Genomic DNA, 24,772 nt, shown 5'->3' with positions numbered 1-24,772 from the left:
CAAGGTCTGACGAGTCGGCGCGCTGGCGCTTCATCTGGGGAGCTTCGTCCTGGCTGGTCACGTCAATCGAAACACCCGAACCAACCGGGCCATTCCCAACGAGCAGCTCTTATCTCGAGCATCGATCGGTCTACGAGATGCTGTTGAGGGTGGTTTCGGGCGGAGGCAGGATGCGGCAGCCCCAGGGCATGGTCGGCAGCTCGGCGAAGGCCGGATGGGTGGCAGCCAGCGGGCGCCCGTCGACGAGCGGCATGTCGAGGTAGAGGCCGGCGACGGTGTAGACGATGCCCTCACCGTCGGCGGTGTCGAGGTCGCGGGTCGGCCAGGCCGGATCGCGACGCAGCGTGCGGGCCGCTGGGGCGGTGGCCGGGTCGGTGAGCAGCAGCGCCCAGAACTCGTCGTCGGTCATGGCCACGATCTCACCGCGCCGCGCCGGGGAAGCATCGGCGAGCAGGACGGTGGCGAGGTGGCGCACCACGCCGCTGGGCACGGCGTTGACCGTCGAACACAACCAGCGAGCCTCGCCGGCGACGAGCTCGGCGAGGTACTGACCGGTGTCGACATCGGTGCTCACCGCCCCATCGACCACCGCAAGCCGCGCCAGGGTCTCCGGCGGTGCCTGCCGCGTGCGCCCGTGGGCGCGGCCGCTGCGCACCAGCGACTCGAGGTGGTCCAGCTTGAGCGCACCCGAGCCCCGCGCAGCACCGAGGCGCGCCTGCCGGCCTCGACAGCGATCACCTCCTCGGGATCGAGACCGTGTGCGGCCAACACCCCGGCGAGCTCACCGATGCGCTGCGCACCCAGCTGATGGTGCTCCAGCCCGACCACCCCTTCGAAGGTGTGGCTCAGCGGCAGATGTCCCACGTCGTGCAGCAGCGCCGCGGCCCGGGCGGGAGCATCGTCCGGGGCGAAATGCGCGGTCAACGCCAGCAGCCCCAACGAATGCTCCAGCCGCGTATAGGACTGGGTCGTGGCGATCGATGCCGCACCAGCGTGGGAGACGAACCCGAGCCGGCGCACCCACCACGACCGCAGCAGCTCCTGCTCCAGGTCGCTGAGCTGCACCGTCACCCGCCACAGCGGATCCCGATACACCCCACCGGTGCCCAACACGTCGGCCACCGCCGGCGCGACATCACCAGATGCAGAAACCACGAGCCCGACCGTAACCCGACCTTCGAACGACACCGCGCGTACAGAACACGCGGCCACACGCATCGCCACAGGACCACGTCCGCAAGGGATCCGTCAGGTCACACCGCGAGGCTGGAACACTCTGACCACGCGCTGGCGTGGTGTTGGTGTCCCGCCCCTGGCATGGGCTACCTTGTGAGCAGAGGCCGCCGGTCTGCGGATACGGCGGAAGGGGCCCCGGATGCGCCCGCGTCGTCGTGGGACTCCGGGGCCGCGTGCTATCGGGGCCGGTGCACGACGTCGACGACGTGCGCCTCGGTGAGGATCTTCCACGGCTTCGGCTGATCGTGATGCTGCGCGGCGAGGTAGCTGCCAATGAGGAGGTTCCGGCAGCCACACCAACGGGTCCCCACCCTTCTTGGCCTGGTGCTCCCGAGACTGACCTGAGCCGCAAGGGAGCGGATTTTCGCAGTTCACCGAGCTGCCGCACAGACGATCGCGACCATGGTCGTGGGGTCAGCAGCTGTCGACATCAGCGTCTTCATCAGCACTGACGCCGTACTTGGCACTCGGGGACACGTTCAGGAGAACCGGGCCTACTGGCCGCAGTCCGAGTTGCGGAGCTGGGTCTCACTCCGCGTTCTCGGGCATGACGGTTTCGACGATGTGGGCCCACGTGAAGACCAATCGGTGCAGCTCCGCGGCCAAGATCGGCCAGGAGGCCTCGTCGACGAGGCTGCCGTCCCAGCGTGCGACGAACTGTTCGTGCATGTCGACGCTGTCACGGGCGTGCTCGACCAGCCGGGCAATGCCCGGGTCGGTGCTTTCCTGCCAGGTGGCGATGGTGGCGCGCATCTTGCCGGCCATCTCGGCGGCCTGTGCCACAGCCCCGGGCAGCAGTGCCTGCCGGGTGGCGTGATCCGGCGCTGAGAACATCGCGCTGATCGGGTCGATCTCGGAGTCGTCACAGGGCGGGTCGGAGTCGCGCATGCGTGGACAGTAGCGTGGCCCGTTCCGACGTATCCGGTTCCCACCTCCGAAGGGGTGTCGATTCGGACCCTGGCGACGGCGCGGGGTTCTCCCCCGCGCGGGTGCCACGGGGCTCGTGATCAGCAACTGGTCCGGGTCCATGTAGCAAGAACTGGTCCTTCTCGGCGCATCCGGCCGATGAGATCATCACGCTGTTCGCGGCCCTTCCGGCGTGATTCCTTCCTTTCGACGGTGTAGCGACTCCTTCCCCCTTTTGCTGCCAAGAGAAATGAGGACTGCTGTATGCACCAGGGCAGAGAGGACAACGCGGTCTCCACAGAATTCGGCAAGCCCGGTGCGCGGAAGGTTTCGAGGCGCCAGGCGCTTGCGTCGACAGCGGCGCTGGCCGGAGCGTCAACGGTCGGTCCCTCGATGTTCGGCACGGCAGCGTCGAGTGCGCCGGCAGCGCAGAAACCTGGGCCGGTGCGCGGAGACCGGGGGAGCAACTGGACCGAGCAAACCCGTTCCGAACTGGTGGCGCGGCACGGCGTGGTCGCCACCAGCCAGTGGAGCGCCGCCCAGGCCGGAGTGCAGATCCTGCGTGATGGCGGCACCGCGGCCGACGCCGCCGTGGCCGCGGCAGCGATGCTCGCGGTCGTCGAACCCGAGAGCCACGGCCTCGGCGGTGACACGTTCGTGCTGTACTACTCGGCGGAACAGCAGAAACTGTTCGGACTCAACGCCAGCGGTTGGGCGCCGTCAGCGTGGACACCGGACTACTTCGCGCGTCTCGGCCACGATGCGCGGACCGGAATGCCGACCGCAGGGGTCAACACCGTCACCGTGCCCGGCGCGGTCGATGGCTGGCATCGGCTGCTGGGCCGCTTCGGGCAGTTGAGCTTCCGCGAGACTCTCGAGCCAGCCGCCCGCGCTGCCGAGGAGGGCTTCGGGATCACCGAACGCATCCACAGCCAGTGGGTCGACGCGGTCGATCGGGTACGCGCCGATCCCGACGCTTCGGCGGCTTACCTGGTCGACGGGCGTGCGCCCGAGCTCTACAGCATTTTCCGCAACCCGGACATGGCAACAGCGCTGCGGACGCTGCAGCGGCGGGGGCGCGACGCCTTCTACCGGGGTGAGATCGCCGAGGCGATGGTGGACAAGATCCGCCGGGGCGGAGGGCGGATGAGCGCCGCCGACCTCGCCGAGTTCGAGTCCGAATGGGTCGATCCCATCTCGGTGCACTACCGGGGTTACGAGATCCACCAGATGACCCCGAACACGCAGGGGTTCGCCACGCTCGAGATGCTGGCCATCCTGCAGGCGTGCGGTTCCGAGCACGGGTTCGATCCGGCCGCGCTCGGTTCGCGGTCCCCGGACTTCTGGCATTTCCTGATCGAGGCGAAGAAGCTGGCCTACAGCGATCTGCACGCCTACACCGGCGACCCGCGGTTCGTCGACGTTCCTCTGGACCGATTGCTGTCCAAGGAGCACGCGCGCGAGTTGGCCCGCCGCATCGATCCCCACCGGGCCGCTGAACCGGTCGTGCGCGCCACGCCCGACGGCGGCACGATCTACCTCGCCGCCGACCGTTGGGGCAACATGGTCTCGTTCATCTCCAGCGTCTACGAGCATTTCGGCTCTGGCATCGGGGTGCCCGACTACGGATTCACGCTGCAGAACCGGGGTGCGTTGTTCTCCTTGGACGGCGATCACCCCAACGTGGTCGCGCCCCGGAAGCGGCCGTTCCACACCATCATTCCGGCGTTTGTGACACGGGACGGTGCCCCCGTATTGGCGTTCGGCAACATGGGCGGGGCGATGCAGCCGCAAGGCCAGGTCCAGGAACTGGTGAACCTGTTCGACCTCGGGATGAACGTGCAAGCTGCCGGAGACGCGGCACGGTTCCGCCACGACCAGGACGAGAACACGGTCAAGCTGGAGTCGAACCTCGCGGACGTGGTCGGCGGTGGGCTCACGGACAAGGGCCACCACGTCGAGTCCAGCAGCGGTGAGCCCATGGGCGGCTACCAGGCGGTGCTGTTCGAACCTCACCCCGACGAGGCGAGTAGTCCTCGGCTTGGCATCGCCGACGAGCAACCGGTGGCGGGCGTGTACCGCGCGGGATCGGACCACCGCAAGGACGGAGGTGCGGCCGGCTGGTAGGTCTTGCGCTCCTGGCCATGGCCAGGAGCGCAAGACCTGGAAGTAGTTCCGGACGACTCTGGCCGCGGCGAGTGCGTCGAGCTGGCGGTCGTAGGTCTGCGAGTCCCCCACGCGGCCCGAGTTTCAGAACGGTGGTTCTGAGACGACCCGTTCCGCGCCATAGTCGCGATTGGCGCGAAGTGGGGCCACCCGCCGTGCTGGGGTGCGTGCACGCGGGGCAGTCCGACATGACCGCGGACACGCCGTGCTATGCGGCCATCACAGTGCGCCGCAGCCGAGGGCTCGCTGGCCCCGCACGCTGGCTCTGCCTCGGAGCGGGACTCGCTGCGCTGCGGCGGGCCTGTCGGGTGGGTGGGTTTGTTTGACCGGGCCCTTGAGGTGCATGGAGGCTGGAAGTCCCGGCCCCGTCCGGCACAGGAGGCACGGATGCAGCCCGATGCGGTGCTGGCGTGTGTGGGCCAGCTGCAGCAGGCCGGCTGGCAGGTCAGCCCGGTCGCCAGCCCCTGGCAGACCGTCACGGAGATGCATGCCCACCGCTGGTGGAGCGGCCAACTCGTCGATGCTGCGCACCTTTCGCTGACCACCGGCCAGGGCATGCTGCAGCGCATCCAGGTCACCGCCACCGCCACCGGCCCAGCCCACATCATCCTCGCCGACAGTGGACTCGTTGCCCTGGAGCAACTTCCCGCCATCGCCGCGAGCTGGCCTGCCCCACCGGCCGAGGACCTCGCCCCCAGCACGCCACCCGGTTCGACTGAGCCACCCTCACCCGAGCAGGAGCCAAACCCGGCCTCCCGCGAACCGTCTGAGTAGGCTGGTTGCTCCCGAAGACCTACCGAGAGTCCCTTGAGCCGCCACGTAGCGAGGTGCGGACATGGGTGGGAGCGCTACTCGCGCGCGGGCGCCGCTCCTGCGGGGCAGATCGTCCGCGCCGGAGATGGTCGCTCGGGACGGGGTCAGGGGATGTTGGCCTGCTGGTGACCGCGGCGGTGTTGCACGCTGGCCGCCTCGCCGCGAGAGTGATCATGGACGTGGTGTCGATGCGGGCAGGGACCATGCTGTGGTCAGGGTCGCGACGTGGAACCTGGAGAACCTGTTCCGTCCGGACAGCGAGGCGGGCCCGGACACTGACGAGCAGTACCAGGCTAAGCTCGCCTCGCTGGCGGGCACGATCACGACGATGAACCCGCAGGTGTTGGCCGTCCAGGAGGTCGGTGAGCCTGAGGACCTCGAGGATACCGAAGTGATCATGTTCTCGGCGCTACTCCGGGGCGAACTGCTCCGGGCCCTGCGTCGAATCGAGGCCGATGAAGCCGTAAGTGATCAGGCTGAACAGCTCCTCGGCGGGCTGCACCTCGCCACCGCGCTCGGTGCCTCGCCCGCGCCGACGTTCGGCACCTACGACTCCCGGCTGGCCGCCGTCACCGAACAGGCCGGGCTCGCCACGGCCGCACCCGGAGGTCCCTGATGAACAGCAGTACGGCGGACTCGATCAGGCTCAAACGCTGGGCCAGTGCCGCGCACGAGGTGCTGGATGACTGGCGGCCGAGCACCACGCGGAGCCTGAGTCTGGTGAGTTCTCGTAATCGAGCGACCTGTATAGCCAGGCCCGGGCTCCGGGCGCTGTCACTGATCGTGGTCACCAGGGGGCGTAGCGGCACGACGCACCGGCGCTTCCCGCGGTAGTCCGGCCGAGATCGAGGCGCTGAGTGGCGCTGTCAGCGCCTCGCGCGAGCATCCGCGGAATGTCCCGAGGACCGAAAGGCGCCACAATGCCGCCTGATGTCGCCACCTGCGTAAATGCGCAGGTCACACGACTATGCGTTGCGGTGTTCCCATCGGCTTGCCCCCTATTCAGTCCCTTCCTGCACCCCGAGCGCGGTGAGCAGATCCACCACGGCGTCTTGGCGCGTGCGTGCCACACGACCGCTGCCGACGTGCCGGACGGGACGTACCGGTGGTGGTGTAGGCCTGCCAACCGCGCGGGCGCACGCTCCGGCGGATATAGCCGAGGACGCCGCCACCGATCCACACGTCGTAGCGCACCGTCACTCCGGTGACCTTGTCACCGACCGGGCGCAGCTCGTAGGGGTCCAGCTTGGCATCGGTGTAGCGGCGCGGCATGAGGCAACGGTAGCGCGGCGCGCCGACGCCAGCGGTGGTTTCCGAGCTCGGCCCGCTCGCGAGACGACTCGGGGCGGGGTCCTTGGAGAAGAGTCGGGAAGATTGAACGTTACCGCTGACCAGTTGGCTGGATCAGCCCAGCTTCGGGTATCGGGCAAGTGCTCTTCCTCAGATCTCGAGCACTGCTGTTTCGACCAGGCCGAAGTACAGGGCAGGGAGCGCACCCACCAGCAGCCACGGGGTGAGCATCTTGTAGTGGAGTACTCGTCGGGCGCTGGCAATGCCCAGCGCGCCGACGAGTACCGAAAGCGGTAACGCGAATGGGGATTCGAGGAGGCGGTGTGGGCCTCGTGGGCTGAAGCTCCATCCCAGCAAGCTGGCAATGAAGATCGACCAGTACATGAAGAACACGACCAGGACGAGGGCTACAGCCCAGCGCACTGCGGTGTTGATCATGGATCGGTCCACCCGAGGTCACCTCACAGAACAGCTCCGCCTGCTGCGATCATCTCACCGGACGTACTGGTACCGCCAGGATCCACAACCGGGCCAGGGCTGCACCAGGCAGTTGGGGTCGGAGAGTTCGTGGTTGAACACGAGGTCGCGTCGTTCCGTGATGGGACTATCGGGATCGTTGGGGTTCTGCTGGACGAAATCCACGCGGTAGAGCTGGTGATTGGGCATCTTGTCGTGCTGCCCGTAGATCCAGTGCCCGCCGTCCTGGTAGATGTCCTGCTGGCTGTCGTAGCTGATGGTGGCGAGCGGGTTGCAGAAGGGGTTGCCCGCTTCGTGTTCGATCACATTGCGAGTGTAGTTGCCGTCGTTGCTCAACGCCCGCACGTCGATGCCGTCGCTGTCGGCCTGGCGGGTGGAATCGTAGACCAGCCGGCCGTTGTCGAGGCGTTCGTAGCGGTTGGTGGGATGGACGTCTTTGCTGGTCTGCGTCGCGCCGGGTTGCCACGGCATGTTGGCCACCGTGCGAGTGCGGTATTTGCCGGTGTTGTAGCCGACATCGCGGTTGTCGCCGGTGTACCACCAGTCGGTACCAGCCAAGTCTCCTTCGCATGTCAGCCCCAGTGGATCTTCCGGAGAATCGATGTACTTGTTGGGAATGTAGGTTTCGTACGAGTTCTCGGTAGTGATGATCTCCGGAGACGCCGGGACTGCATCGCCGGCCTGGGCCGTGGCCGGCAGACTGCCGATATCCGTGTCCGGTGGCGTGATTTCCACGCCGTAGCGATAGGTCACCGCACCGGGGCGCTGGTTCGCCTCTTGAGGTTGGGGCTGCTGGATGGGGTTGCTGATGATCTCGAACCGACCTTCTTCGCCGAGCGTGGTCGGTAGGTGCGTTGTGGTCTCGGAGATGTCGGTCAGCGGGCGGGCCGAGCGTGCCTTCCCTTCCAGCACCTTGTATGAGGTAGCGCCGGCAATCGCGCCCCAGTCCACCGTCGTGTTCTCGCTCGTGGTGACGGCAGTCAACGGGGTGAGCTGTGCTTGCGGTTTCGGGTTGGTGGCCAGCACGCTCGCCACGGGCGTGGCCCCGCTTGAGGACAGGGACACGACCGTCAGCCGCGCCATCGTGCCGTGCTGCAACGGTAAGCGCGTATCGCCACGACCTCGCCAGAGCACTGTGTTGCCACGCTCGTCGATCACCGCATGATCGCTGCCGTCCGGCAGGTCGAGAACGAGGTCTTGCTGCCCTGCATCCACGCTCGCAGTCACCTGAGGTGCCGAACCGTCAGCGGCTGCCCCGGAGGCTGGTACCCCCGTTGCTGCCAGCGCCACGGCCGCTCCCGCGATGAGGCCGCGTCTGAGCGTGGCATGTCCGCTCCTCTTCAACGAAGTTGCAGAGCGGCACCGTAGCCACCCCGAGGGGCAACCCTCCTGAACTTGGAAACAGTTCACCCAGAAAGATCAAACGGGGCTGCTGAGGGGATCTGTGACACCTGAGATCGCTTGCTGATGTGCAGGCTGGAAGGATGTCGCTGTGCCCAAACCGTACCCACGCGAGTTCCGTGAGGACGTTGTCCGGGTCGCCCACAACCGCGAGTCGGGTGTGACGGTCGAGCAGGTCGCGAATGACTTCGGAGTCCATCCGATGACGTTGCAGAAGTGGCTGCGTGAGGCCGACGTCGAAGACGGCGTGACGCCAGGCGTCACCACGGATGCAGCGCGGGAGCTGCGGGAACTCAAGCGTCGCAATCGGCTGTTGGAGCAGGAGAACGAGGTGTTGCGGCGGGCGGCGGCGTATCTGTCGCAGGGCAATCTGCCGGGAAAAGGCTCTCCCCGCTCGTGAAGGAGGTGGCCGCCCCCAGGCCCGGATTCGGATGCCGGTGGCGGTGTCGTGTCGGGTGCTCAAGCTCCACCGCCAGCACTACTACGCCTGGCTGCGTCAGCCGGTCACCGACGCCGAACTAGCCGAGGCCTAGCTGGCGAACGCGATCTTCGACGCTCACCGTGAGGACCCGGAGTTCGGCTACCGGTCGGTGCACGACGAGGTCACCACTGCCGGGCACTCGGCCTCGGAGCGCACGGTGTGGAAGATCTGCTCGTCCCACGAGTGGTGGTGCGTGTTCGGGAAGAAACGTCGGCCGAAGAAGGCTTGCGGCCCGGCTCGCCGGCGCACGAGGATCTGGTGCGTCGCGGGCGGAGTCCCTCGTCCACGCCGCAGACGGACCTGCCGCCGGGCCGTAGGAACGTTGGGTGCGCCGACCCGCCGTCGGCTCGCAGATCTGGACGAGCCCGTGGGGTTCGCAACCGCGGTGCTCGACTGCGCCACCGCGGGCGGTTCCCGTCGCGGAGTTCGGAGGAATTCCTTCCGCGTGCGGGAGTGGAACTCCGGCCGGATACTCAGTCCTGGCGATGCGTGGTGATCTCCTCGGCGATGCCGGCGAGGAGGTGGGACAGCCCGCGTTCGAAGGCCTCCTCGGAGTGCCGGTCGATGTCATCGCACGCCCTCAGCGCTGCGGCCAGGTGGGGGGCTTGAACCCCTTCCGGGATCTCCCACATCCTCCTCGGCGCTGCGAGGTCGAGAGCGGAGCCGATCACGAAGTTGTCCACCGCGGTCAGGATGGTCATGGCCCGTTCCGGGGGAATGCCGTTGCCGGTGAGGTGGCCGACCAGCTTGTCGTAGGCCGCGAGCACCGCGGGCGAGCGGACGGTCGTCGTCGCCAGCAGCAGCACGACGCGCGGGTGCTGGGCGAAGGCGGCCCGGTAGGAGCGGACGAAACCGGTGATCGCCGTCCGCCACGACGGATCGTCGAGCGCGGTCATGTCCATCTCGTTCTTGACCTGCTCCCGGAGCAGCTCGACGACTCCGGCGCGTCCGTCGACGTGGTGGTACAGCGAGGCGGTCCGCACTCCCAGTCGTTGGGCGACTTCGGGGAGGGTGAAGTCGCCGGTCTCGTCGACGAGGGCCAGCGCCGCCGCGCCGATGCGGTCGCGATCCAGAACGGCTGTGCGCGGCCTGCCGGAGCGGCGTTGCGTCCCTCGCGTCATCTTCCCCTCTTCCGTCGACGCTGCTGAGTCCTTACGGTACCAGCCAAACCTAAATCTAATCGGTTTCGATTATGAGGAGGCAGCGCATGCCCTCCAACGCCAGTTCCCAGGGGTCGTCCGAGGAATCCGGCACGGGTTTGAAGCGCGGTGCCCTGGGGACGAAGGATCTGGTCTTCATCGTGGTCTCGGCCGCCGCGCCGCTCATGGTCATGATCGGTGTCGCGCCGCTGGCCGTGCTCGTCGGAGGCCTGGGAGCCCCTGCGGCCTACCTGTTCGCCGGTGTCGCGCTGAGCGTTTTCGCCGTCGGTTTCACCGCGATGTCGCGCTACGTCACCAACGGGGCGTTCTACGCCTACATCTCCCGCGGTCTCGGCAAGACCGCCGGAGTGGCCGCGGCGCTGGTCGCGCTCGTTTCCTACAACGCGCTCCAGATCGGGGTGTACGGCTTGCTGGGCGTCACGGCGGAGGAGACGTTCAGCGCGGTGTTCGGGCTCGACCTCCCGTGGTGGGCCTACGCCCTCGCGAGCGTCGTGCTGGTCTGGTTCGTCGGCTTCCGCAGCGTCGACTTCGGCGCGAAGTTCCTCGCGGTGATGCTCACCCTGGAGACCGGAATACTGCTCGTGCTCGCCCTCGCGATCCTGTTCCAGGGCGGCAGTGCAGAAGGCCTCGGTTTCAGCTCGTTCGCCCCGGAGAACGTGTTCCGCTCCGGGATGGCCAGCATCCTCCCGATCGCGTTCGCCGCGTTCATGGGATTCGAGGCCACGGTCATCTACCGCGCCGAATCCCGGGATCCGCAGCGGACCGTCCCGCGGGCGACGTACGTCGCGGTGGCGATCCTCGCCGCGACCTACGCGTTCATCGTGTGGAGCATCATCCAGGCTTACGGCTCGCGGGGCGTCCTCGCGGCGGCCGAGAACAACCCGGTGGAGCTGTTCTTCACCGCCTCGGACACCTACCTCGGCGGCGCCGCCACCACGGTGATGCACCTGCTGACCGTCACGAGCGTGATCGCGAGCTTGGTCGCCTTCCACAACGCCGTCACCCGCTACGCCCTGTCCATCACGCGGGAGGGGCTGCTGCCGCGGCGGCTCGCCGCGGTGCACCCGCGCACGCAGTCGCCGTACGTCGCCGGGATCGCGCAAAGCGCGCTCGCGCTCGTGGTCGTCGCGGCGTTCGCGATCGCCGGCGCCGATCCGTACCGGCAACTGCTGATCTGGGTGAACACGCCGGGCGTGTTCGGGATCATGCTCCTGCAGGCGGTAACCGCGGTCTCCGTCGTCGTGTTCTTCCGCCGCGTGTCGAACTCCGAAGGCGTGTGGCGCACCGTGCTCGCACCGGTGCTGTCGGCCGCGGCGATGGCTGCCGCGCTCGTGCTCGCCACCACGCACGTCGAGCTGTTCACCGAAGCCTCGGGCGCGGTCAACGCGGTGCTGCTGCTCGTCTTGCCCGTCACCTGCGCGGTCGGCGTCGGGTGGGGGTTGTGGTTGCGCCGCAACCGCCCCGCCTCGTTCGCCGGTATCGCCGAAGACCGTGAAGTGGAGGTGGCCGATGCGGTCCGCTGAGCTCCTCGTCGTGGGAACCGTGGCCCGAACGCTCGACCCCGAACGCCCCAGGGCGCACGCCATCGCTGTCCACGATGGCCGGATCGTGGCGCTGGACGACGACGCGCTGGCCCTGAGCGGGAAGAAGACCGAGGTCGTCGACGTCGGTGGTGCGACCACGGTGCCCGGTCTCGTCGACGGGCACATGCACCCGATCCTCGCGGCGACGTCGTTCACCGGCACCGATCTGAGCGCCTGCCGCGATCTCGACGCGGTCCGCAGCGCGCTCGCCGCGACCCGTCCCGACGGCAGCGGTTGGGTGCGCGCGTTCGGGCTCAACCACAACGCCTTCGGCCAGGTGCCGATCACGCGGGAGCTGCTCGACGAACTGCTTCCGGGGGTGCCGGTCTTCGTCTACTTCTCCGACTGCCACTCGGCGCTGGTCAGCACGGAGGCGCTGCGGAGGGCGAACGTGACCGGTCCGCGCGAGTTCGAGCAGCGTGCGCAGATCGTCTGCGACGAGCGGGGGCGGCCGACCGGGTTCCTGGTCGAGCACGCCGCGATGCAGGCCGTCGCCGAGGCGATGCCGGCGGTGCCGTTGGAGGAGGTGGGCGCTCGCGTGCGCGAGGACCTCCGGCGCATGGCCGCCACGGGCCTGACCGGCGGCACGGTCATGGACGCCGAAGGCAGCACGTTCAGCATCCTCGAACACCTGGAATCCCGCGGCGAGCTCCCCCTGCGCCTGCGGGTGGCGCCGTGGTGCATGCCCGGCGACGACATCGACGAAAGCATGGCGCTGCACGGCCGGCGCGGTCGGCGTTGGGCGGTCGACCTGGTGAAGTTCTTCATCGACGGCACGGTCGAGAACGGTTCGGCCTGGCTGCACCACGCCGACTGCTTCGGGCAGAACACCGACGCGTTCTGGCGGGATCCCGCCGAGTACACCGCGGCCGTGCGCCGCCTCGCCGAGGCGAAGGTGCCGACCGCGACCCACGCGATCGGCGACGCCGGGGTCGGCCACGTCATCGACAGCTTCACCGGCATCGACACCGGCGGCGTGCGCCACCGCGTCGAGCACCTCGAAACGCTTCCCCGCGAAGAGGTCCGCCGTCTCGTCGACACCGGGCTCGTCGCCTCGATGCAGCCGTCCCACGCGGGGTACGTGCACGCCGATCGCAGTGACGACTGGTCGGTCCGCTTGGGGACTGAGCGCGCGGCGCGTGCCTGGCCGTGCCGGGACGTCCGCGCGGCCGGTGGAATCTTGGTGCTCGGGTCCGATTGGCCGGTGGCCGCCTACGACGCCCGCGGTGTGCTCGCCCACGCGCGGCTGCGGTGCCCGCCGGGATCGGGCGAGGCCCCGGTTCGTCCCGACCAGGCGCTGACGGGGATCGAGGCCTTGGAGGGGATGACCACGCACTCCGCGATCGCCGACGGCGTCGCGGGGGAGGCGGGGCGGATCGCGGTGGGCTGTCGCGCCGACCTGACGGCCTTGGCCGTGGACCCGGTGGCCGCGCCGGCCGACGAGGTGGGCGAGGCGGACGTCCGGTTGACCGTCTCCTCCGGGCTCGTCACGCACCGCGCGGACTGACTCCGCGTCCGAGCTCGCCGCCCGGACGTCCGGGAACGCCCGCGTCCAGGAACCCCAGAAGTGCACACCACTCTTGTGCTACCAGTGCGCAACATGTATACAGTAAGCCTATGAGTCGTGAACAAAGCTCTGCGCAGGGAGTTGGATCCGCGCAGGATGTGACTTACCGGTGGTTGAAGGGCTACATCGCCCGGTTGCCCCGCCAGGAGGGTTCGTTCCTGACCGAAGTGGGGGTGGCCGAAGCGGCGGGCACCTCGCGCACGCCCGTGCGCGAGGCCCTGCTGCGGCTGCAGGCCGAAGGGGTCGTGCAGATCGTGCCCAAGAAGGGGGCGTTCGTGCCGCCGATCTCGGACAGCGAGGTGCAGGCGGTCATGCAGGCCCGCGGTTTGGTGGAGGACTGGTGCGTTCGCCAGGTCGCCCCCGTGGCAGGGGGTTTGGCGGACGAACTGGATCGCCTCGTCTCGGAGCAGGAATCCGTGTCCGAGGATCCGGTGGCCTTCATCGACTGCGACCGCGCGTTCCACCGCACGATCGTGCGCAGGGCCGGGAATCCGGTGCTCGCCGACTTCTACGAGTCGTTGCGGGAGCGGCAGGTGCGCATGGGGTTGCACGCCGTGGCCGCGGCCGAGGACCGGGTGCGGACCGTGCTGGACGAGCACGCGGCGATCGTGGCGGCGATTCGCACGGGGGAGGCGGACCGCGCCGCGCACGCCGTGGGCACCCACCTCGCGAGCACGTTGGCGACGTTGAACCTGCCGGCCATCGTCGACTGGGTCCCGCCGGCCGGAGAGTTCGGCTCGGGGGTGGACTCGTGAAGGTCGTGATGGTCCAGGTCGCCAGTCCACCGGCCGAGCCGGTGGCGCACCGGCTCGAACGGGTCGGCCGGATGGTCCAGCGGGCGCGGGGGGCCGACCTGGTGGTGCTTCCCGAATTGTGGGCGCCGGGCTACTTCTTCTTCGAGGACTACGACGCGCTCGCCGAGCCGCTGGACGGGGAAACGGTCTCGGCCGGGAGGGAGTGGGCCCGGAACCTGGGCGCCCACGTCCACCTCGGCAGCGTGCTCGAACGCGACGACGCGGGGAAGTTGCACAACACGGCCGTCCTGATCGCCCCGGACGGCAGCGTGGTGCACACCTACCGCAAGATGCACGTGTTCGGCTACCAGTCCCGCGAGGCCGAACTGCTCACCGGTGGCGAGACCGTCTCGGCGGTCGACACCGCGCTCGGACCGCTCGGTTCCACCACCTGCTACGACCTGCGGTTCCCCGAGCTGTGGCGGGGACTGGTCGACGCGGGCGCCGAGGCGGTCGTGGTGCCGGCGGCGTGGCCGGCCGCGCGGCGCGCGCACTGGCAGCTGTTCACCACCACCCGAGCCGTGGAGCAGCAGGTGCTGGTCATCGCCTGCAACGCCGTGGGCGAGCAGCACGGGACCGACCTCGGCGGGCACAGCCGGATCGTCGACGCCTGGGGCGAGGTGCTGGTGGAAGCGGGTGCGGAGGAAGGTCTGACCACCTGCGAGGTGGACCCCGCCGGCGTGCGGCGGACCCGGGAGCAGTTCCCGGTCCTGCGCGATCGACGACTGCTCCCGACGGGACCGCGCCAGCATGGCCACATCGCCGACACCGCCGGACAAGGAGGGCTTTCGTGAATCGTGATCGGACGGTGCTGCGGCTTTACGTCGCCGGCACGGAGGACCGCCTCGACGTGGTGCCAGAACGGTTGGTCGTCGCCGGCTACACCGCCCGCGACGAGCAGGCCGTGGCCGAGCACATCGCCGAGCTCGCGGCCATCGGAGTGCCGGAACCGGCGAGCGTGCCCGCCTTCTACGACTTGAACCCCGCGCTGCTGACGACCGACAGCGTCATCGGCGTGGACGGTGCGGCGACCTCGGGAGAGGTCGAACCGGTCCTGGTCCGCCACCGCGGTTACTACTACCTGGCGGTGGGCTCCGACCACACGGACCGTTCGCTCGAACGCCACCACATCGCCGCGTCGAAGGCGGCCTGCCCGAAACCGATCGGACAGCTGGTGGTTCCCTTCGGGGAAGACCCCTCCGCTGTGGACTGGGACGGGATCACAGCCTCCAGCAGCGTCGACGAAAATCCCTACCAGCGGGGCTTTCTGTCCACTTTGCGCGCGCCCGCGGATCTGCTGACCCGACTCGAGGAGATCCTCGGCGAGGTTCCCGGTGATTTGGTCGTCTTCGGTGGAACGCTTCCGCTGTTGACGGGTGAGTTCGTGCACGGCAGCTGCTGGCGGACGCACCTGCGCCTCACCGACGGCCGGACCCTGACCCATTCCTACGAAACGAAGCAGAGGAGCCTGTGATGCGAACCGGATCCGAATACCTGGCCTCGATCAAGGACGATCGGGAGATCTACGTCGACGGCGAGCGCGTGCACGACGTGGCCCACCACCCGGCGTTCTCACCGATCGCCACGACGATGGCCGAGCTGTTCGACAAGGCCGCCGACCCGGACACCGGGATGACCACCCGTGCCGGCGTGTCCGGCCAGCCGGAGACCAACCGGGTGTTCACCACTCCCCGCAGCCGCGCCGATCTCACGGCGTTCCGGCAGGCGGTCGAGTCGTGGGCCCATCACACGCACGGCTGGGTGGGCCGCAGTCCGGACCACGTCGGCGCGTTCCTGGCCGCCTTCGCTGCCCACCCGGAATCCTTCTCCGGTGACGAGCACGATTTCTCCGGCAACGTCGCGGCGTTCCACGAGCGGATGGTGCGGGAGAACCTCTACGTCTCCTACGCGATCATCCCGCCCCAGGTGTCCCGCGCGGACACCGCGCACGCCTGGGCCGGTGACCTCGTCCAGGCCGGCGTGGCCGAGGAGCGCGCGGACGGCATCGTCGTGCGCGGTGCGCAGATGCTCGCCACCGGTGGCGCGGTCGCCGACGAGATCTTCGTTTCCTGCATCAAACCGCTGACCGAGGAGGACCGCGACTTCGCCCTCGGATTCGTCGTGCCGGTCAACGCCGACGGTCTGAAGCTGTACTGCCGCCGCCCCTACGCCCCCGCGGCGACCAGCAGCTTCGATTACCCGCTGACGACGCGCTACGACGAGACCGACGCGCTGCTGGTCTTCGACGACGTGTTCATCCCGTGGGAGCGCGTGTTCGTCTACCGCGACGTCGCCGGAGTGCGGCGTCAGTTCTTCGACACCGGCGCCCACGTCCTCGGCAACTGGCAAGCCCAGATCCGGTTCGCGGTCAAGCTGCAGTTCCTCGCCGGGATCGCGCGCAAGGTCGCCGCCGTCAACGGCGTCGACAAGTTCCCCGGCGTGGTGGAAAAGCTCGGGGAACTGGCCAGTCTCGCCTCGCTGGTGGAATCCGGGGTGCTCGCGGCGGAATACACCGCCGAGCCGGACGAGCAGGGGCTGTGGCGGCCGGGCGAGCGCGCCGTTTACGGCGCCATGGGGCTGCAGGCCGAATTGTACCCCCGCGTGCTGGCGATCCTGCGCGACCTCGTCGGCGGCGGGGTGCTGCAGCTCCCCTCCAGCATCGACGACATGCGCAACCCCGAGACCCGCGCCGACATCGACCGCTACGTGCACAGCCCGAACGCCGAGGCCGCCGAGCGGGTCAAGCTGTTCAAACTCGCCTGGGACGCGGTCGGCAGCGAGTTCGCGGGCCGCCACCACCAGTACGAGATGTTCTACGCCGGCGCGCCCTTCGTCGTGAAGGGCTACGCCTACCGCAACTACGGCTTCGACGCGCCGGTGGCCGAGGTCGACGCGTTCCTCGCCAGCTACGACGCCGCCTGAACAGCGAACGACGAGGAGATCCCCACCATGTCCAAACCCGAGTACGAGTTCTTCCCCGTCACCGACGTGGACTACACCGTCTGCGCCGGCGGCGACCCCGCCATCACCGAACGAATCCTCTCGTCGGATGCCAGCACCGGTGTGGCCACGCGCATCCTGCGCTATGCCCCGGGAGCGGACTCCACCCCTCTGGGAGTGCAGAAGCACGACTTCTGGGAAGAGGTCTACATCATCGAAGGATCGTTCACCGACATCACCCTCGGCGAAACCTTCACCGCCGGCATGTACGCCTGCCGGCCGCCCGGCATGCCCCACGGCCCGTGGCGCACCGACGAGGGCGTGGTCACGTTCGAGGTCCGCTACGCCGCCTGAATCCTCCGTCACCCTCGATGAGGAGGAACGACATGTCTCCGACAACCCACCCCGCAGAAGCCGCCGAGGCCGTCGAACCCTCCACGCTGCGCCGGACGATGGGCCGGTTCACCACCGGAGTGGCCGTCGTGACCACGGCCGACGACCAGCCGCACGGGATGACCGTGAACTCGCTGACCTCCGTCTCCCTCGATCCGCCGCTGATCCTGGTCAGCCTCACCGTCGGTGCTCGCACCACCGAGGCGGTGAGCGCCAGCGGCACGTTCGCCGTCAGCGTCCTGTCCTCCCGGCAGGGCGAGCTCGCGATGCGCTTCGCCCGGCGGGGCGAGGACCACTTCGCCGGACTTCCCCTGGAATACGGCGAACACCGGCTTCCCATCGTGCCCGGGGCCCTCGCCCACGTGGAATGCGAAGTCCAGCAGGAGATCCCGGCAGGAGACCACGTGGTGTTCCTCGGCCGCGTCGTGGCCACCTGCGACAGGGACGGGGAACCGCTGGTCTTCCACAGCGGCCGCTTCCTCGACTCCACGGGCCACGGCCCCGAAGTCCCGCCCTGGTTCTTCTGACCCACCAGCAGGACCGACACTCGCGCTTTTCCCCGAATCCCCGTCAACGCGGGCAGATGCTACGCACGGAGGAAAGACCATGAGCACGGCACAAGCAACCCGCTCCCGCAGCGACACGGATACCAGACCGCCCCCTGCCGAAGCCGTCACCGGGCGCGTGAATCCAGCGCCGCTGGCGTTCGGCGCGTTCGCCGGCACGACCTTCCTCCTCAGCTGGGTCAACGCCGGCCTGATCGACGAAGTGGCGCTGGAAGGGGCCGTGGCCACCGCGTGGGTGTTCGGCGGCCTCATCCAGATCCTCGTCGCCTTCTGGCACCTGCGCAACGAGGACCTCTTCCCGGCGGTCACCTTCGGCTCCTTCGGGGCCTTCTGGGTTTCCTTCGCGCTTTTCGCGACCCTGTACCTCGACACCGTCCCGGAACCGCTGCACGGTCCTGCCACCGCGCTGTTCCTCGCGCCCTGGGCGGTCTTCAGCCTCTACATGCTGATCGGTTCGCTTCGCGCCAAAGCCGCGATCGTCCTCGCGTTCGTCCTGGTGGAAGCGACGCTCGTTCCGCTCATCATCGGGGAAGCCACCGGCAACGAAGCAGCCATCACGTTCGGAGGCTGGACAGGCATCGCCTTGGCGATCCTCGTCTGGTACATCGCCGCTGCCGAAGTCATCAACCACCAGTTCCGCCGGGTCGTGCTGCCGCTCGGTGATCTCGACCGCGGGCACTGACCCACGCTGCCGCCGGCGGAGGAACCGCCCCAGGCTCCCCGTCGGAGCAGCGGTGGTGGCAACCGCAGCAGGTGCAGCTCGGCCGCGCTCTGGCCGGCGCCGAGGTCGACGACGTCGGTCAGGGCGCGGCGATGCCGCCGATGGCGGACGCGAAGCGCTCCTCCGCCGCCGATGCGGTCGGCACCGCGTCCGGAGCTGAACCCCGCAGGAGCCGGAGCGGTCAGCGCATCCGCAGGAGTCACGGATGACGAGCGCGGGTTGGGTGGTTGTCGCGCGGTCGGCCCGCGGGTCCGCTGATGTGGGTGAGCAGGGTGCGGGCGGAGCGCAGCCCGAGTTCGGCGCTGCCGGTGGAGATGCTGCGCGGGCGGGCGGAACCGGTCGGGTTTTCTCCGGCGGTACCTCGGTGGTTGTTGGGATCGGATGTTTTCGCGCCCACCGGTTCCGGTGAGCGCCTTGGCGGGAGGCGGTACCGACGTGGTTGGCGTCGCCGGGCGGGTTGGCGCGTGGGAGGGCCGTGCACGTCCAGCGCGCCGGGTAGGCGTTCGCTGCTGGAGCAGCCCGCGCGGTTCGGGATGATCGTGCAGGGGTCGCCGAAGACGGTAGCGGCGCTGAACGTCCAGAGCGCCACGAAGGCGACGCCGACGAGCAGCAGGAGGGCTGCCGTCGCGGTGTCGAACCGCCTCTTGGCTGTGGGCTTCGTGTGCTGGCCTAGCGAGCACATCGTGGTGGTTTCCGGTTCTCCGCGGCCGTGCGGGATGAGATGCCTAAGGTGTCGTTGCGGCGACCCACTCGTCGTAGAACGGCGGCATGTCGGATGCGCGCCGTTCGAAGGAAGCGGAGCGCTTCTCGCGGAAGGCGGCCACTCCTTCCGCCCCATCGCCGGTGCTGGTGTAGAACATCGCCAGCGATTCCACGCGGTGCGCGTCCTCGGGATGGTCGAGGCACGCGTTGCGGTACATCATCTGCCGCGTCAGAGCGGTCGCTACTGCGGACCGGTTCGACGTCCAGCGGTCAGCGAGTTCGCGGGCCTGCGCCATCAGCTGCTCGGGCGGGTGGACGGCGTTGACGAGGCCGGCGGAGAACGCTTCCTCGGCATCGAGGACGTCGGCGGAGTAGACGAGGTCCAACGCCTTGGCCATACCGACCAGACGCGGGAGGAACCAGGTCGAGGTCGCTTCGGGTGTGATGCCCAGGCGGCCGAACACCAAGCCGTACCGCGCGGTCGTCGACATCAGACGTGCGTCCATCGCCAGGGTCATGGACGCCCCGACACCGACGGCGGGACCGTTGATCGCGGCGATCACCGGTTTGCGGCAGGAGTGGATCGCCAGCGCGACCCTCCCGCCGGTGTCCCGGACATGGCGGATCTCCGGGCTGTCCAAATCGCTCATGTCGGCGAGGGCGGGGGAGCGGGACTCGTCGAGCCCGAACGGGTTGCCTTCAGTTCCGAGGTCCATGCCCGCGCAGAAGGCTCGTCCGGAGCCGGTGACGATGATCGCGCGGACGTCGTCGTTGTCGTTGGCATCGGTGAACGTTCGCTCGAGTTCATCGGCCATCGTCGGGGTGAAGGCGTTGAGGTGGTCCGGCCGGTCGAGCGTGGTGGTGAGAACGCCCGCGTCGAGCTGGTGGTCGAGGGTGGTGAACGTCATTGGCCGTTCGCTCCAGGTTCGGTCGCTGGCAGGGGAACTCATCCGCGGAGGTCGGCGAGTTGGTCGACGGTCTTCTCGGCGTCGGTGACGATGCCGGTGACGATGTCGTGGCAGGTTTCGACGGATTCGATGAGTCCCTGCGCTTGGCCCGCCCACCACAGGCCGTCTTCCATCTGTCCACGTTCGAGCACCTGGGTCCTGCCTCGCGCGCCCGAGGCCAGTTCGGCGACGTCGTCGAACACCGCTCCGGGGCGCCGGGATCGGTGGGCGATCTCCTCGGAGATCGCGTTGCGCGCCACCCGTGCGGTGTTGTTGAACTCGCGGAAGACCAGCTGGGTGTCTCGTTCGTCGTTGGCGACGATCTGGTCCTTGACGTTGGGGTGCACCGGGGCCTCCGCGCTGGCGACGAACCGGGTGCCCATGTTGATGGCGCACGCGCCGAGCGCGAGGGCGGCTGCCAGCCCGTCGCCCGTCGCGAATCCTCCACTCGCGATGAGGGGGATGTGCACCTTCCTGGCGGCTGCGGGGATGAGGATCAGGCCGGGGATGTCGTCGTTGCCGGGGTGACCGGCGCATTCGAAGCCGTCGATGCTGACGGCGTCCACTCCCAGGTGCTGGGCCTTGACGGCGTGCCGCACGGACACCGCCTTGTGGATCACCTGCACGCCCGCGGCCTTGAACGCGGCCACGTGTTCCGCCGGGTTGCTGCCGGCCGTTTCGACCACGTCGATCCCGCTCTCGATGATCGCCGCCCGGTACTCCTCGTAGGGCACCGGTGCGCGGGTGGGCAGGACCGTGAGGTTGACGCCGAACGGCCGGTCCGTCATCTCCCGGCACCGGGCGATCTCGCCCGCCAGGGCCTCCGGCGTGGGTTGCGTCAGCGCTGTGAGGAAGCCGAGGGCGCCGGCGTCGGCCACCTTCGAGATGAGGTCCGCGGTGCCGACGCCGATCATGCCGCCGCAGACGATCGGGTGGTCGACGCCGAACAGCTCGGTGAAGCGGGTTGAGATCACGAGTTGAGCCTCCCTGCGGGTACCGCGAGTACCCGCGAAACCAATATCGAATCGAGTTCGAGTTTACTCCCGCGCGGGGCGCTGTCAAGGCTCTGCGGTGGTGCCGGGCAGTCTCGGCGCGTTCCGGCGCGGCGGCGTCAGCGCCGCGCTAAACTCGATAATGATTCGAGTTTGATTTCAGTTGTCTCGTCGAGGTGTTGCCGCGCTGCACCGGTGGCGAGCTCCTCGAGAACCAGCAGATCCGGTGGGGCGGTCGGGTGGGCTGACCGTCGAGCCGGGGTGCTCCGAATCCACCGTTGGCCCGTTTCGAGCCGCCGCGGGGCGCGAGGTGGGTGGTGACTGGACACCGTGCTTCGTGATCAGCCTGGCGCTGTCGATGGCCTTGGTGGTGCTGCAGTTCGCGTCGAGCAACTCGCCCGGCTGACGTGCTTGGCCATGAGGTTGACAGCAGGTCCTGGTCGTTGACGTAGGGGACCCCCGGTGGGGTGTGGCTTGTCCAGGACTGCACCGCCACCGGGGGCTCCGCGTCCCACCGCGACGCCCGCACGGCATTCCACGGCCGGCTGCTGGTCGTCGAGCGCTATCGCGGTGGATGGCCGCAAGCGCATAGTGCCGAAGTGATGGGTATTTCCGCGGGTGCGCGGCCACGTCGGCCGGTCGCTGCGCGGTGCCGCCACCGTCCGCCGCCCGCAGCGCGTTCGGGAGGACGACCGCCGAGGAGCCACCCGGCGGGGCTCCCGTGACCATCGAGGGCGATTGCCGAGTGCGTTCCCGCATCGCCGAAGAGCTCGAGGCCGAATGCTCCCTCGGCGAGATCGCCCGCGTAGCGGACCTCGGGGTGAGCGACGTGCCGCTGGTGAATGACCTTCACGAGATCTCCTCATCGATGCGGCCGAGATGACGAGCGACGCTCTCCCCGTCGATCTCGATGCCGGGGTAGCCGCGCTTGGCGATTTCGGTGCACATGCGCCGGTACTTGCCGACTCCACCGAGGTAGCCCATGAAGGTCGTCGGTTTGCCGGACACGTTGGATCCGCGGTACCACGAGTCGGTCGTCGCGTAGAGGGTTTGGTTGACGGTGTCCTCGGTGATGGTCACCCAGTCGTCCTGGGCCTCGGTGGTGGGTTCGATGACACCACCGCCTTCGGCCTCGGCGTGCGAGATCAGCCCGGTGATCCAGTCGACCGCCTGCTCGATCGTGACGACGACGTTGCTCGCCAGAGCGGGGCTCTGCGGTCCACCGATCATGAAGAAGTTCGGGAATCCGGCGGTCATGATGCCCAGGTAGGTGCGCACGCCGTCGCTCCACGCGTCTTGCAGCGTGCCGGACTGCGGTGTCGTGAGGTTGAGCGCGAACAGCGGTCCGGTGAAGGCGTCGAAGCCGATCGCCAGCACGACGACGTCCACGGCGTAGGAGTCGTTCTCGGTGATGATGCTGTCGGATGTCATGCTCGTGATCGGATCCTCGTGCAGCGAGACGAGCGAGACGTTCGGGCGGTTGAAGGTCTCGTAGTACTCGGTCCCGAAGCAGCTGCGCTTGGCGCCCATCGGGAACTGGGGTTCGAGGAGGGCGGCCGTCCGCGGGTCGTCGACGATCTCCCGGATCTTGCCCCGCATGAACTCCGCTGCGGTCTCGTTGGCTTCCCGGTCGGTGAGGAGGTCGGCGAACTCGGCGCCGACACCGTTGAACCCGCTCATCTCGTAGGCGCGTTCGTAGCGCTGTTGGCGTTCCTCGGCGGAGACGTCGAAGGCGCGGTCGGTCGCGGGTCGGTCCGGGATGCCGCCGGGTGAGTGCCGGCATTCCTCGCGGATGGCGGGGTAGTTGCTCTTGATCTCGGCGACGGTGTCGGGGGACAACGGGCCGTTGCGGGCGGGGAAGACGTAATTGGGGGTTCGTTGGAACACCGTGAGGTGCTCGGCCACCTCGGCGATGAGCGGGATGCACTGCACGCCGGACGAACCCGTTCCGATGGCGGCGACCCGCTTGCCCGCGAGGTCGTCCAGCGAGATGTTCCAGCGGCTCGTCGAGACCGTCAGCCCGGTGAAGTTCTCGAGGCCGGGCACGTCGACCTCCTTCGGGGTGGACAGGCCGCCCGAACCGGCGAGGACGTAGCGACCGCGGCGGGTCTCCCCGGAGTCGAGGGTCAGCTCCCAGACGCGCTCGTCGGGTAGCCAGTTCGCCGCGGTCACCCGGGTGCCGAACTGGAAGTGCCGACGGAGGTCGAAGCGGTCGGCGACGTGGTTGAGATAGCTCAGAATTTCCGCCTGGGGCGCGAATCGTTCGCTCCAAGTCCATTCCTGTTGGAGCTCCTCGCTGAACGAGTACGAGTAGTAGACGCTCTCGACGTCGCACCGTGCTCCGGGGTAGGTGTTCCAGTACCACGTGCCGCCCACGTCGGGTGCCTTCTCGTACCCGGCGAACGTCCATCCTTGCTCGGCGGCCTTGTACGCGGCGTAGAGGCCGGAGAATCCTGCACCGACGCACAGCACGTCGACGACGGGGGCGGGGGATGGACTGGTGTCAGTCATGGTCTCTGCCTTCTCGTTGGCTGGAGCGAGTCATCGACGCGGAAGAAATAGATGGTCACATGTCTTGGTCAGATGACTAAGAAGCTAGATGCGGATCCTCTCGTTCGTCAATGTCCGGCTGCGCCTCGGGCGAAGAGCCGGGCGCGGCGACTCCGCGCAGGTGCGCAACGACGTCGTCGATCGCCGCGTCGGTCTTGGCGAAGGCCTCGACCTCGGTGAAGAAGCCGTGGAACACGCCGGAATGGCGAACGGACGTGACCCGCACGCCGTCGCACCGCAGTCGCTCGGCGTAGACCTCGGCGTCGTCGCGCAACGGGTCGACCTCCGCGGTCAGCACCAGTGCCGGTGGCAAGCCCTGCAGGGACGCCGCCTTCATCGGGGCGGCGTACTGGTCGACGAATCCCAGCCGTTCGGGACCGATGTACTGCCCCCAGAGCCACCGCGCATCGGCGGCGCTCAGCAGCGGAGCGTCGGCGAACTGCCGCCAGGACGGCGTGGAGAACGCGTCGTCGACGGCGGGGTAGATGAGCACCTGCGCCGCCGGCACCGGGAGCCCGAGGTCCCGCAGCTGGAGGCAGAGCGCGGCGGCGAGGTTGCCGCCCGCCGAGTCCCCGCCGACGGCGATCGCCTCCGGATCGATCGCTGATTCGGGCGCCGATCCGCGGAGCCAGGCCAGCGCGTCGAAGGCGTCCTCGAGGGCTGCGGGGTAGGGGTGCTCCGGGGCGAGCCGGTACTCCAGGGAAATCACCGTCCACTCGGAACGCGCGGCGATGGCGCGGCAGGCCTCGTCCACTCCGTCGAGGGTCCCGAGGACGAACCCGCCGCCGTGGAGGTACAGCAGCGCCGGTCGCGGAGCTGCGGCGGACGGGTCGAGCGGGTGGTAGGCGCGAGCGCGAAGGTCGCCCGACCGGGTGGGCACGACCTGCTCTTCGACGCGGTCGACGTGGGTCGCGGGGTGCGCGGGAGGCGCAGTTGACAGGAGCTCGCGGGCCGCCTCGACGCCGAGCTCGCGGAGGGGTTTGGTCAGCGCTCCTGCGAGGGCGCGGGCGACGCGCTGGGCGTCGGCGTCGAGGTTTTTCCAGGTGGTGGGGAGTGGTTCGTTCATGCGATGGCCTTCCGGGAGAGG

At 68.7% G+C, this 24,772-nt stretch carries 24 protein-coding genes; 13 read left to right on the top strand and 11 right to left on the bottom strand.

Features of this window, described 5'->3' with window-relative positions; translation table 11 throughout:
* Window positions 1-130 precede the first annotated feature (130 nt).
* The 3 genes from ACYVJE_RS05155 to ACYVJE_RS05145 all read right to left on the bottom strand — a co-directional run bounded on the left by ACYVJE_RS05155 (window position 131) and on the right by ACYVJE_RS05145 (window position 2,124).
* Window positions 131-574: a hypothetical protein gene (locus tag ACYVJE_RS05155; protein ID WP_461143520.1), complete on the bottom strand. Its 444-nt coding sequence runs from the start codon at window positions 572-574 to the stop codon at window positions 131-133.
* On the bottom strand, window positions 571-1,218 hold the full coding sequence (locus ACYVJE_RS05150; protein ID WP_461143539.1) for an HD domain-containing protein: 648 nt from the start codon (window positions 1,216-1,218) through the stop codon (window positions 571-573). The genes ACYVJE_RS05155 and ACYVJE_RS05150 overlap by 4 nt, the downstream gene beginning before the upstream one ends.
* Window positions 1,219-1,764: 546 nt before the next feature.
* Window positions 1,765-2,124 carry a hypothetical protein gene (locus tag ACYVJE_RS05145; RefSeq protein ID WP_461143519.1) on the bottom strand — a complete coding sequence of 120 codons (360 nt, stop codon included), beginning with the start codon at window positions 2,122-2,124 and terminating at the stop codon, window positions 1,765-1,767.
* 462 nt (window positions 2,125-2,586) lie between these two features.
* Between ACYVJE_RS05145 and ggt the strand changes: the two genes are divergently transcribed.
* The 3 genes from ggt (at window position 2,587) to ACYVJE_RS05130 (ending at window position 5,737) form a co-directional block, all read left to right on the top strand.
* Entirely contained in the window at window positions 2,587-4,269 is a 1,683-nt protein-coding gene (gene ggt, locus ACYVJE_RS05140) for a gamma-glutamyltransferase (RefSeq protein WP_461143518.1), read from the top strand.
* A 426-nt stretch (window positions 4,270-4,695) separates the two neighbouring features.
* Window positions 4,696-5,082, top strand: a complete 387-nt coding sequence (locus ACYVJE_RS05135; RefSeq protein ID WP_461143517.1) for a hypothetical protein — start codon at window positions 4,696-4,698, stop codon at window positions 5,080-5,082.
* Between the two features lie 247 nt (window positions 5,083-5,329).
* On the top strand, window positions 5,330-5,737 hold the full coding sequence (locus ACYVJE_RS05130) for a PIN domain-containing protein (RefSeq protein WP_461143516.1): 408 nt from the start codon (window positions 5,330-5,332) through the stop codon (window positions 5,735-5,737).
* 824 nt (window positions 5,738-6,561) lie between these two features.
* Here the strand turns inward: ACYVJE_RS05130 and ACYVJE_RS05125 are convergent.
* A complete protein-coding gene (locus tag ACYVJE_RS05125) occupies window positions 6,562-6,849 on the bottom strand; it encodes a hypothetical protein (RefSeq protein WP_461143515.1) in 288 nt (95 codons plus the stop codon).
* Between the two features lie 54 nt (window positions 6,850-6,903).
* Window positions 6,904-8,103: a hypothetical protein gene (locus ACYVJE_RS05120; RefSeq protein WP_461143514.1), complete on the bottom strand. Its 1,200-nt coding sequence runs from the start codon at window positions 8,101-8,103 to the stop codon at window positions 6,904-6,906.
* A gap of 277 nt (window positions 8,104-8,380) precedes the next feature.
* Between ACYVJE_RS05120 and ACYVJE_RS05115 the strand changes: the two genes are divergently transcribed.
* On the top strand, window positions 8,381-8,689 hold the full coding sequence (locus ACYVJE_RS05115) for a transposase (protein WP_461143513.1): 309 nt from the start codon (window positions 8,381-8,383) through the stop codon (window positions 8,687-8,689).
* 180 nt (window positions 8,690-8,869) lie between these two features.
* On the opposite strand, the gene ACYVJE_RS05110 is transcribed toward ACYVJE_RS05115, so the two are convergent.
* Both ACYVJE_RS05110 and ACYVJE_RS05105 read right to left on the bottom strand, forming a co-directional pair.
* Window positions 8,870-9,019: a hypothetical protein gene (locus ACYVJE_RS05110; RefSeq protein WP_461143512.1), complete on the bottom strand. Its 150-nt coding sequence runs from the start codon at window positions 9,017-9,019 to the stop codon at window positions 8,870-8,872.
* A 224-nt stretch (window positions 9,020-9,243) separates the two neighbouring features.
* Window positions 9,244-9,891, bottom strand: coding sequence for a TetR/AcrR family transcriptional regulator (locus tag ACYVJE_RS05105; RefSeq protein ID WP_461143511.1), 648 nt, complete (start codon window positions 9,889-9,891; stop codon window positions 9,244-9,246).
* 86 nt (window positions 9,892-9,977) lie between these two features.
* Between ACYVJE_RS05105 and ACYVJE_RS05100 the strand changes: the two genes are divergently transcribed.
* The 9 genes from ACYVJE_RS05100 (at window position 9,978) to ACYVJE_RS05060 (ending at window position 18,455) form a co-directional block, all read left to right on the top strand.
* The gene (locus tag ACYVJE_RS05100) at window positions 9,978-11,453 is read left to right on the top strand and encodes an APC family permease (RefSeq protein WP_461143510.1); all 1,476 of its coding nucleotides are present in this window, start codon (window positions 9,978-9,980) and stop codon (window positions 11,451-11,453) included.
* Window positions 11,440-13,020: an amidohydrolase gene (locus tag ACYVJE_RS05095; RefSeq protein WP_461143509.1), complete on the top strand. Its 1,581-nt coding sequence runs from the start codon at window positions 11,440-11,442 to the stop codon at window positions 13,018-13,020. Before ACYVJE_RS05100 ends, ACYVJE_RS05095 begins: the two co-directional genes overlap by 14 nt.
* A 110-nt stretch (window positions 13,021-13,130) precedes the next feature.
* Window positions 13,131-13,835 (top strand): GntR family transcriptional regulator, encoded by a 705-nt coding sequence (locus tag ACYVJE_RS05090; RefSeq protein WP_461143508.1) that lies wholly within the window; start codon window positions 13,131-13,133, stop codon window positions 13,833-13,835.
* The gene (locus ACYVJE_RS05085) at window positions 13,832-14,668 is read left to right on the top strand and encodes a nitrilase-related carbon-nitrogen hydrolase (RefSeq protein WP_461143507.1); all 837 of its coding nucleotides are present in this window, start codon (window positions 13,832-13,834) and stop codon (window positions 14,666-14,668) included. The genes ACYVJE_RS05090 and ACYVJE_RS05085 overlap by 4 nt, the downstream gene beginning before the upstream one ends.
* Window positions 14,665-15,348 carry a DUF2848 family protein gene (locus ACYVJE_RS05080; protein WP_461143506.1) on the top strand — a complete coding sequence of 228 codons (684 nt, stop codon included), beginning with the start codon at window positions 14,665-14,667 and terminating at the stop codon, window positions 15,346-15,348. Before ACYVJE_RS05085 ends, ACYVJE_RS05080 begins: the two co-directional genes overlap by 4 nt.
* On the top strand, window positions 15,348-16,796 hold the full coding sequence (locus tag ACYVJE_RS05075) for a 4-hydroxyphenylacetate 3-hydroxylase family protein (RefSeq protein WP_461143505.1): 1,449 nt from the start codon (window positions 15,348-15,350) through the stop codon (window positions 16,794-16,796). The genes ACYVJE_RS05080 and ACYVJE_RS05075 overlap by 1 nt, the downstream gene beginning before the upstream one ends.
* 27 nt (window positions 16,797-16,823) lie before the next feature.
* Window positions 16,824-17,168 carry a cupin domain-containing protein gene (locus ACYVJE_RS05070; protein WP_461143504.1) on the top strand — a complete coding sequence of 115 codons (345 nt, stop codon included), beginning with the start codon at window positions 16,824-16,826 and terminating at the stop codon, window positions 17,166-17,168.
* Between the two features lie 32 nt (window positions 17,169-17,200).
* Window positions 17,201-17,734, top strand: coding sequence for a flavin reductase family protein (locus ACYVJE_RS05065; RefSeq protein WP_461143503.1), 534 nt, complete (start codon window positions 17,201-17,203; stop codon window positions 17,732-17,734).
* Window positions 17,735-17,813: 79 nt separating this feature from the next.
* Window positions 17,814-18,455, top strand: a complete 642-nt coding sequence (locus ACYVJE_RS05060) for an acetate uptake transporter (protein WP_461143502.1) — start codon at window positions 17,814-17,816, stop codon at window positions 18,453-18,455.
* Between the two features lie 764 nt (window positions 18,456-19,219).
* On the opposite strand, the gene ACYVJE_RS05055 is transcribed toward ACYVJE_RS05060, so the two are convergent.
* The 4 genes from ACYVJE_RS05055 to ACYVJE_RS05040 form a co-directional block, all read right to left on the bottom strand.
* Window positions 19,220-20,104: a crotonase/enoyl-CoA hydratase family protein gene (locus ACYVJE_RS05055; RefSeq protein WP_461143501.1), complete on the bottom strand. Its 885-nt coding sequence runs from the start codon at window positions 20,102-20,104 to the stop codon at window positions 19,220-19,222.
* Between the two features lie 38 nt (window positions 20,105-20,142).
* On the bottom strand, window positions 20,143-21,117 hold the full coding sequence (locus ACYVJE_RS05050; RefSeq protein ID WP_461143500.1) for an NAD(P)H-dependent flavin oxidoreductase: 975 nt from the start codon (window positions 21,115-21,117) through the stop codon (window positions 20,143-20,145).
* Window positions 21,118-21,984: 867 nt separating this feature from the next.
* Window positions 21,985-23,646, bottom strand: a complete 1,662-nt coding sequence (locus ACYVJE_RS05045) for a flavin-containing monooxygenase (RefSeq protein WP_461143499.1) — start codon at window positions 23,644-23,646, stop codon at window positions 21,985-21,987.
* Between the two features lie 76 nt (window positions 23,647-23,722).
* On the bottom strand, window positions 23,723-24,751 hold the full coding sequence (locus tag ACYVJE_RS05040) for an alpha/beta hydrolase (protein WP_461143498.1): 1,029 nt from the start codon (window positions 24,749-24,751) through the stop codon (window positions 23,723-23,725).
* Between the last annotated feature and the right edge of the window lie 21 nt (window positions 24,752-24,772).

The sequence above is a fragment of the Salinifilum aidingensis genome (assembly GCF_054782015.1).
The sequence above is the reverse complement of the archived record's forward strand: the minus strand, read 5'-3'. Positions and strand labels throughout refer to the sequence as shown.

Excerpts from the sequence above, each read along its gene's own strand:
- ACYVJE_RS05065 (WP_461143503.1), top strand. The coding sequence starts at position 17,201 with ATGTCTCCGACAACCCACCCCGCAGAAGCCGCCGAGGCCGTCGAACCC.
- ACYVJE_RS05135 (WP_461143517.1), top strand. The coding sequence starts at position 4,696 with ATGCAGCCCGATGCGGTGCTGGCGTGTGTGGGCCAGCTGCAGCAGGCC.
- ACYVJE_RS05095 (WP_461143509.1), top strand. The coding sequence starts at position 11,440 with ATGCGGTCCGCTGAGCTCCTCGTCGTGGGAACCGTGGCCCGAACGCTC.
- ACYVJE_RS05145 (WP_461143519.1), bottom strand. The coding sequence starts at position 2,124 with ATGCGCGACTCCGACCCGCCCTGTGACGACTCCGAGATCGACCCGATC.
- ACYVJE_RS05040 (WP_461143498.1), bottom strand. The coding sequence starts at position 24,751 with ATGAACGAACCACTCCCCACCACCTGGAAAAACCTCGACGCCGACGCC.
- ACYVJE_RS05105 (WP_461143511.1), bottom strand. The coding sequence starts at position 9,891 with ATGACGCGAGGGACGCAACGCCGCTCCGGCAGGCCGCGCACAGCCGTT.
- ACYVJE_RS05060 (WP_461143502.1), top strand. The coding sequence starts at position 17,814 with ATGAGCACGGCACAAGCAACCCGCTCCCGCAGCGACACGGATACCAGA.
- ACYVJE_RS05075 (WP_461143505.1), top strand. The coding sequence starts at position 15,348 with ATGCGAACCGGATCCGAATACCTGGCCTCGATCAAGGACGATCGGGAG.
- ACYVJE_RS05100 (WP_461143510.1), top strand. The coding sequence starts at position 9,978 with ATGCCCTCCAACGCCAGTTCCCAGGGGTCGTCCGAGGAATCCGGCACG.
- ACYVJE_RS05055 (WP_461143501.1), bottom strand. The coding sequence starts at position 20,104 with ATGACGTTCACCACCCTCGACCACCAGCTCGACGCGGGCGTTCTCACC.
- ACYVJE_RS05070 (WP_461143504.1), top strand. The coding sequence starts at position 16,824 with ATGTCCAAACCCGAGTACGAGTTCTTCCCCGTCACCGACGTGGACTAC.
- ACYVJE_RS05150 (WP_461143539.1), bottom strand. The coding sequence starts at position 1,218 with ATGCGTGTGGCCGCGTGTTCTGTACGCGCGGTGTCGTTCGAAGGTCGG.
- ACYVJE_RS05090 (WP_461143508.1), top strand. The coding sequence starts at position 13,131 with ATGAGTCGTGAACAAAGCTCTGCGCAGGGAGTTGGATCCGCGCAGGAT.
- ACYVJE_RS05125 (WP_461143515.1), bottom strand. The coding sequence starts at position 6,849 with ATGATCAACACCGCAGTGCGCTGGGCTGTAGCCCTCGTCCTGGTCGTG.
- ACYVJE_RS05045 (WP_461143499.1), bottom strand. The coding sequence starts at position 23,646 with ATGACTGACACCAGTCCATCCCCCGCCCCCGTCGTCGACGTGCTGTGC.